The organism is Streptomyces sp. MB09-02B, from assembly GCF_033794485.1.
GTDB lineage: Bacteria > Actinomycetota > Actinomycetes > Streptomycetales > Streptomycetaceae > Streptomyces.
The window spans coordinates 1-6,785 of record NZ_JARGEE010000445.1; the positions used below are offsets into that span (position 1 = coordinate 1).

The 6,785-nt window shown below is 69.0% G+C and carries 6 protein-coding genes and 1 pseudogene; 4 read left to right on the forward strand and 3 right to left on the reverse strand.

What is annotated here, in order from left to right; genetic code table 11:
- The first annotated feature begins 69 nt into the window (after nt 1–69).
- The 3 genes from P1P70_RS37340 to P1P70_RS37350 all read left to right on the forward strand — a co-directional run bounded on the left by P1P70_RS37340 (nt 70) and on the right by P1P70_RS37350 (nt 3,770).
- On the forward strand, nt 70–834 hold the full coding sequence (locus P1P70_RS37340) for an SDR family oxidoreductase (RefSeq protein ID WP_319245681.1): 765 nt from the start codon (nt 70–72) through the stop codon (nt 832–834).
- A gap of 237 nt (nt 835–1,071) precedes the next feature.
- Entirely contained in the window at nt 1,072–1,863 is a 792-nt protein-coding gene (locus P1P70_RS37345; RefSeq protein WP_319245682.1) for an ABC transporter ATP-binding protein, read from the forward strand.
- On the forward strand, nt 1,848–3,770 hold the full coding sequence (locus P1P70_RS37350; protein WP_319245683.1) for a hypothetical protein: 1,923 nt from the start codon (nt 1,848–1,850) through the stop codon (nt 3,768–3,770). Before P1P70_RS37345 ends, P1P70_RS37350 begins: the two co-directional genes overlap by 16 nt.
- Before the next feature lie 192 nt (nt 3,771–3,962).
- Here P1P70_RS37350 and P1P70_RS37355 read toward each other — a convergent pair whose 3' ends face one another.
- The 3 genes from P1P70_RS37355 to P1P70_RS37365 all read right to left on the reverse strand — a co-directional run bounded on the left by P1P70_RS37355 (nt 3,963) and on the right by P1P70_RS37365 (nt 5,877).
- Complete coding sequence (locus tag P1P70_RS37355; RefSeq protein WP_319245685.1) at nt 3,963–4,427, reverse strand: hypothetical protein; 465 nt, start codon at nt 4,425–4,427, stop codon at nt 3,963–3,965.
- Between the two features lie 94 nt (nt 4,428–4,521).
- Complete coding sequence (locus tag P1P70_RS37360) at nt 4,522–5,385, reverse strand: MerR family transcriptional regulator (protein ID WP_319245686.1); 864 nt, start codon at nt 5,383–5,385, stop codon at nt 4,522–4,524.
- 225 nt (nt 5,386–5,610) lie between these two features.
- On the reverse strand, nt 5,611–5,877 hold the full coding sequence (locus P1P70_RS37365) for a hypothetical protein (protein ID WP_319245687.1): 267 nt from the start codon (nt 5,875–5,877) through the stop codon (nt 5,611–5,613).
- A gap of 236 nt (nt 5,878–6,113) precedes the next feature.
- Here P1P70_RS37365 and P1P70_RS37370 point away from each other — a divergent pair.
- A pseudogene (locus P1P70_RS37370) lies at nt 6,114–6,785 on the forward strand (TROVE domain-containing protein); the annotation flags it as partial.

The window sequence follows — 6,785 nt, forward strand, 5'->3', positions numbered from 1 at the left end:
GCCATACGGCAGACTCCCCGACAAGACCCCCACCACCCGCCGCACCGACCGAGCAGAGGTAAAAAAACGATGACCGCACTGAACGGCAGAACAGCCCTGGTCACAGGCGCAGGACGAGGAATCGGCCGGGCCGTAGCCCGCCGCCTGGCCGCCGATGGCGCACTGGTCGCCGTCCACTACGCCCGCGACGAGACCTCCGCCCGCCGCACCGTCCAGCAGATCACCGACGACGGCGGACGCGCCTTCCCCCTGCAGACCCAGTTCGGCACACCCGACGACATCCGCACCCTCTACGAACGCTTCGACACCGGCCTCGAAAAACTGGGCGAACCCCCCGCCCTCCACATCCTCGTCAACAACGCAGGCCTCAACATCCAAGGCAACATCACCGACGTCACCCCCCACGACTTCGACCACCTCATCAACGTCCACGCCAAAGCCCCCCTCTTCCTCATCCAACAAGGCCTCACACGCCTGCAACCAGCAGGCCGCATCATCAACATCACCTCAGCCGCCACCCGCATCAGCCACCCCACCTCCCTCGCCTACACCATGGCCAAAAGCGCACTCCACGCCCTCACCCACACCCTCGCCAAAGAACTCGGCCCCCACCAGATCACCGTCAACTCCGTCGCACCCGGCTACACCAAAACAGGCCTCAACAAACCACGCTGGAACACCCCCGAAAACGAACAAACCCACGCCGCACTCTCCGCACTCGGCCGCATGGGACACCCCACAGACATCGCCGACATCATCGCCTTCCTCGCCTCACACCACGCCCGCTGGATCACCGGCCAACACATCGACGCCTCCGGCGGCACAGGCCTCTAAACCCACCCCAACCAACCAACCACCCACCCACCACGGACAGAGCACCAACCCCCCAGCCCTCAACCCGGAACACGCAAAACAGACCACCACGCTCCGGCCCACCGGACAGGTGAAATCGCTTGCAGAACAGGGCCGTTGGCAAGATAGCCAGCAGGCCTGAGGGGCCCGCGATCCGCCGGGTCGCCCTGTCTCTCCCCTAGAAGGAATGCGGTGGACGACGTAACTCAGCACACGAGCGTGACGGACACGACCGACAGAGACTCGGCGAGAGAGGAACCCGCATTCCGTCTCACGGGCCTGCACAAGGTGTTCGGTGACTACACGGCGGCGGATCACGTGGATCTCACCGTCCGGCCCGGCTCCTTCTACGGCCTTGTCGGACCGAATGGCGCAGGCAAGACCACCACCCTCTCGATGGCCGTCGGTCTCCTCAGACCGGACGCGGGCACGGCCAAGGTCCACGGCGTCGACATCTGGGAGGAGCCGCTGAAGGCGCGCCGCCTGCTGGGCGTCCTGCCCGACGGGCTGGCCATGCCCGAGCGGCTCACCGGCCGTGAACTGCTCACCTACCTCGGCCAGTTACACGGCCTCAACGCCGACGAGGTGGACCAGCGCGCCGACGAGCTCCTCGCCGTCATGGAACTCGACGGTCCCGCCGAACGCACCCTGGTCGTGGACTACTCCACCGGCATGCGCAAGAAGGTCGGCCTGGCCACGGCCCTGCTGCACGCCCCCCGGATGCTCGTGCTCGACGAGCCCTTCGAGGCGGTCGACCCGGTCTCCGCCGCCACCATCAAGCAGATCCTGCGGCGGTTCGTCGGCCGCGGCGGTTCGGTGCTGATCTCCAGTCACGTCATGGCACTCGTCGAAGAGCTGTGCGACACCGTCGGTGTGATGGCCCGGGGCCGCGTCGTCGCGGAGGGGCCGCTGGACGACGTGCGTGGCGGCCGCACATTGGAGGAGACCTTCGTCGACCTGGTCGGCGTGACGATCGGCGGCGGGGAGGGACTGTCGTGGTTGGCGTCCTGATCCGTATGAAACTGGCCGTGCTCCGCCACAGCACGTCCGACTCCAAGATGGCCCTGAGCGGCCTCGGCTGGTCCGCCGGGATCTGTCTCGCCGTGACCACCGTCATCCTGGCGTTCCTCGACTTCTCCCAGCCGCGGATGCTGATGGACGTCCTCGCGGTCACCTTCGCGCTGTGGGCGCTGGGCTGGATCGTCGGACCGATCTTCGCGGGCGAACCACCCCTCAACGGCGAGCACTTCCACCGCCAGCCGATCCCACGCCGCACCCTGGCCATGGGCCTGCTCGCCGCCGCGCTGGTCGCCGTCACCACCGCGATCACCGTGCTGGCGTTCGGCGCGATGATCGCCTTCGCCGCCCGGCTGAGCTGGCAGGCCGTCCTGGTGTCGGTCCCCGCGGTGGTCCTGCTCCTGCTGCTAGTGGTGCTGCTGTCTCGTGTGGTCACCCTGCTGTTCCGCGCACTGGCTCGCTCCCGTATCGGCGGCGCCATCACCGCGACCGTCACCGCCGCGATCGTCTCCCTGTGCTCCTTCTCCTGGGTCCTGATGATCGGGATCTACCTACTGCTGGAGTACGGCTTCCCGCCCACCTTCTCCACCGTGGTGCGGGCGCTGCCCTCCAGCTGGGGACTGCTCGCCGTCGAGGCGGCGGGCCGCAGCGACTGGCTGTGGACGTTCGGGCCGCTGCTCGCGCTGGCCGTGCTGGTGGCGGCGCTGTTCGCCGCGTGGAGCGCGCTCCTCGGACCGCAGCGGCTGGCCCGCCCGGTCGTCCGGGGCTCCTCCGCACGCGAGGCCGTACGGCGTCCCCGGCTGTTCCGCGGCGACGTGGGGACGATCTACCTCAAGGAGCTGCGCACCTGGTGGCGCGACCCCATGCGCACCCAGAGCATCGTGCTCGGCCCGGCCTTCGCGGTCATCACCGCGCTGTTCCCGCTGATCTTCGACTTCACCGCCGCGTTCCCGTTCGTCGGCGCGGCCGGCGCGCTGATGGCCGCGGCGACCTGCGCCAACCTCTACGGCCAGGACGGCACCGCGCTCTGGCTGACCCTGACGGTACCCGGGAAGGAGAAGGCCGACGTCCGCGCACGCCAGCTCGCCTGGCTGGTCGTCTTCGGCCCGCTCACGCTGTTCCTGACGCTCGCCGGATCGCTCGTGCACGGTGACCCCGACCTGGTGCCGTGGGCGCTCGCGGGCAACCTCGCCGCACTCGGTGGCGGTTCCGGCCTGCTGATCTGGGCCTCCGTCGCAGTCCTGGTGCCCGGCCCGGACCCGCACAAGAGCAAGAACTCACCGATGGACCACGGCGACGTCACGGGCCAGTCGTTCCTGATGTTCTTCCTGGTCGCGCTGGCCATGTGCCCCGCGCTCGGGGTCGCCTGGGTGGGCCACGCGCTGGAGCAGCCCGCGCTGCTGTGGGCGAGCCTCCCGGTCGCCCTGCTCACGGGTGTGCTCAGCCATGTGCTGCTCGGCTCGGTGGCGGCGAAGAAGCTGCGGGACAACGGCCCGGAACTGCTGCACCTGATGCGCTCGGGCACCCCGTCTTCGACGGCCACCAGTGAGGAGGAGGCCGGCAAGTCCCCGTTCGAGACGATGTCCGCCGCACGCCAGACCCTCCTGTGGACGGCCATGGCCGTCGGCATCCTGGGCCTGTTCCCGCAGGGCCTGGCGCCGCTGGGCATCAAACTCAGCGGCTCCACGGACAAGGTCTGGTTCCTCGCGCTGCACGTCTCCGACCCGTGGCAGTGGCCGGTGATCGTCGCCATGGTCCTGATCGGCGTCACGGGCTTCTGGGCCGCCTACTGGCTCTACCGCGCCGAGAAGAACCGCATCCAGTCGGCCGCGTCAGCTGCGCCGCCCGTGCCGAGCACCCCTGAGCTGGCCGTGCCGCCGTCTCCTGGCCAGGTGGTTTGAGGTCGGCGGCCACGTCGTGGGAGAACCGCAAGGACACGTTCCGCAGTTCTTACGCTGGTCGTGGGCGGCAGTCTGCGGAGAAGATCGTCCGCCAGCTGTTGACTTCGAGGTTCGTCAGGACGAGCAGGGCGCGCAGGAGGCGGGTTGCATGGGCGGAGTCGGTGCGGGGCTTGGTAAAAGTCCGCCAGTTCTTCAGATTTCGTCGGTGAGGGCGAGGAAGTGCAGGCCGTGATGGCGGTGTTTGCCGGAGTGGTTCCGCCAGCCGGCTCTTCCGGTGCGGCGCTGGGTGGGGATGAGGGTGCCGTCGATGAGAACTACTTCCCCGCCCCGCTTGGCGACCTTCTTCAGGGTGCGGTCCAGGCGCGGAGCTTGGGCGTCGAGCAGCGTGATCAGCTCGTCGCGCCGGCGGCGGACGGTGGACTCGGACACGTTGCTGCCGCCGGCGGCCATGTCGACCAGGCGCTGGTCATGGCGCGGCACGGCCAGGACGATCACTGCGATCTTCCCGGGCGGCAGGATCCGCCACCTGCACCGCATCGCCTTCATGTGCCGGCGCAGCAGATCGGCGAGATGGTCGACGGTGCACGTGGACAGCGGCAGACGGCACCAGTAGACAAGCGGGCAGGTGACCTCGGCGTACTCTTCGGTTTTCGCCACACAATTCCAACGGCCGCCCGGGGCACCGCAGTTACGCTCGCTCCGCACCACTCCGGGCTGCTCTTGTCGGGCTCGCTCTGGGCGCCGGCGCCAGTCAGCAGGTCCGTGGGTCCGTGTCGCCGCCGTCCTGATCGGCCGAGTGAAACAGTTCGATGACACGTTCCTCGTACCGGACGCGGGCCGGGGAGAAGTCGTACGGCATCTTGCCGATGGCCCCCATCACGCTCGTCCTCGCCCCGTCTTCTTCCTCGCCGGCGTGCTCGTCCTCCCGGTCCAGGAGGACGTTGAGGGCCTCCTCCAGGCCCGATCTTTCGATGGCGGCTGCCAGGGCGGTCTCGTGATCACATCGCTGGGCGGCCAGGTCTTCGACGCGAGGGTCCTCGGGGGACATGGTGTCGTCCAGGGCCGCCTCGGCCTCGGCCAGTCGGTCCTCCTCGGCCCGCAGTTCGGGGTGGGTGGCCAGGACGATGAACCGGTCGGCCTGGATGGCGGCGCCCAGAGGGCCGAGGATGCGCTCCGTGACCAGGAGGGTATCGAGGTCGGCGGAGCGCAGGGCTCCGGGCGGTAGATCGCGCAGGCGGCCGGTGACCAGTGGTGAGAGCAGGCCCAGGGGGCTGCCCACCTCGCGAAGACGGTTCACGGCGGCCCGCTGGGCCTCGATGGCGGCAGCCTTGGAAGCGAGGGACTCCTCCAAGCGGGCCAGGGACTGCTCGATGCCGGTGGTGCCCTTGAAGGCGGCGTGGATGTCGTCCAGGGAGATACCCGCATCGGCCATCCTGCGGATCCACAGCAGGCGGATCATGTCGTCGTATCCGTAGCGGCGCCGGTCATCGCTGCCGCGTTCCGGTTCGGCGAGGAGCCCGATGGCGTGGTAGTGGCGGATGGCGCGGGGTGTGGTCCCGGCGAACGCGGCGGCATCGCCGATCTTGACCCGGCGGGGAATCGCAGGAAGGGGCATGCGAGGGAACCTCTCAATGTCGTGCTTGCCGCCTACTGGACCACATGCCGCTACGGCACATGCAAACCCCTCTGTCACGGGGGCGCGCGCCCGTACTCCCGCACCGTCAAAGTCGTACGGACCGCCGCACGGGTAGGGAAGACGTCCCAGATGAGCAGACCTGGGGAACAGCCTGAGGGGTGGGGAATTCGATCTACGGGCGCCATCCGGGCGGCAGACCCCTGGTCACAGGCGAGCGGTGAACCGGCCGTCGGACAGTTTCCGCAGCCGACCGCGGTCGGCCAGCCTGACCAGCTTCCCGCGCGGCGGCTCCAGTCTGGCCCGCACGCTGATGTCCACCCCCAGCATCTCGCCGACCCGCCGGGCCATGACCGATCCGGCACCCCGCCGCACGGCGGCGAGCATGCGCCGGTAGTCCGATGGCAGAGCCCCCTCCCCCACTCCGGACATGCGTGGCGCCGAAGCACCCTCCCCGACGAACTGCTCACTCACCCGCTCAACGCGGCTCCTGCTCGGGGGCGAGAGGCGGGATCTCGGACTGGGAGGAGCGCGGGCAATAAATCGCGTGCGGCCGCTCGCCGCTTCGATTAGCGTGCGTGTCCGACGCCTTCCGATGCGCTGTGCCCCGGTTACTTCCTTTCTGAAAACGCAACACCACCCCGGTGCCACTATTGATCTCGGAAGGCGTCTCTCCTTCTTCCAGGAACGTCTCCCAAGGGACCTTCTGCATGCCCCATTTCAACCGTCAGCGAGCCAAGTCCGAAGCCAGGAGCGAGATCCAGGCGGAGATACCGGGCCTGACCGCTGGCGGAGCGACCTCGTCGCTCTCCACCCACGGCCGGTGGCTGCTCCCGCCGTCCGCCACCGCACCTGGCCTGCGGCCCCCGCCCGCGCACCGACTCCACAATCGTACGCACCAGGGCGGCGCCGCCTACGCCCGCACGCCCAAGATGGAACTCTTCCTGCTGGCCGTGGCCAACATGGTCGGCCATCACACCTTCTACGAGGACGCTGCCGCCCGCGACGAGCGCTACGAGCAGCTGGTACGCAAACTCGCCGTCAGCGATCCTGAATGGACCCTCGGCCTGCTGGGCTGGCTGCGTACCGAGGCCCACATGCGCACCGCCTCCCTCGTGGGCGCCGCCGAGTTCGTCCGGGCCAGGCTGGAGGCGGGCGCCGTCGGCTTCTCACGGCAGGCCGTGTCCGCCGTCCTCCAACGGGCCGACGAACCCGGTGAGTTGCTCGCGTACTGGACGTCTCGCCACGGGCGCAGAATCCCGCAGCCGCTCAAGCGCGGAATCGCCGACGCCGCACGGCGTCTGTACACCGGGCGCGCGCTCCTCAAGTACGACACCGCCTCACGCCCCTACCGTTTCGGCGACGTCATCGAACTCACCCAC

Coding starts and splice junctions, on each gene's coding strand:
- P1P70_RS37340 (WP_319245681.1), top strand. CDS start 70: ATGACCGCACTGAACGGCAGAACAGCCCTGGTCACAGGCGCAGGACGA.
- P1P70_RS37360 (WP_319245686.1), bottom strand. CDS start 5,385: ATGCCCCTTCCTGCGATTCCCCGCCGGGTCAAGATCGGCGATGCCGCC.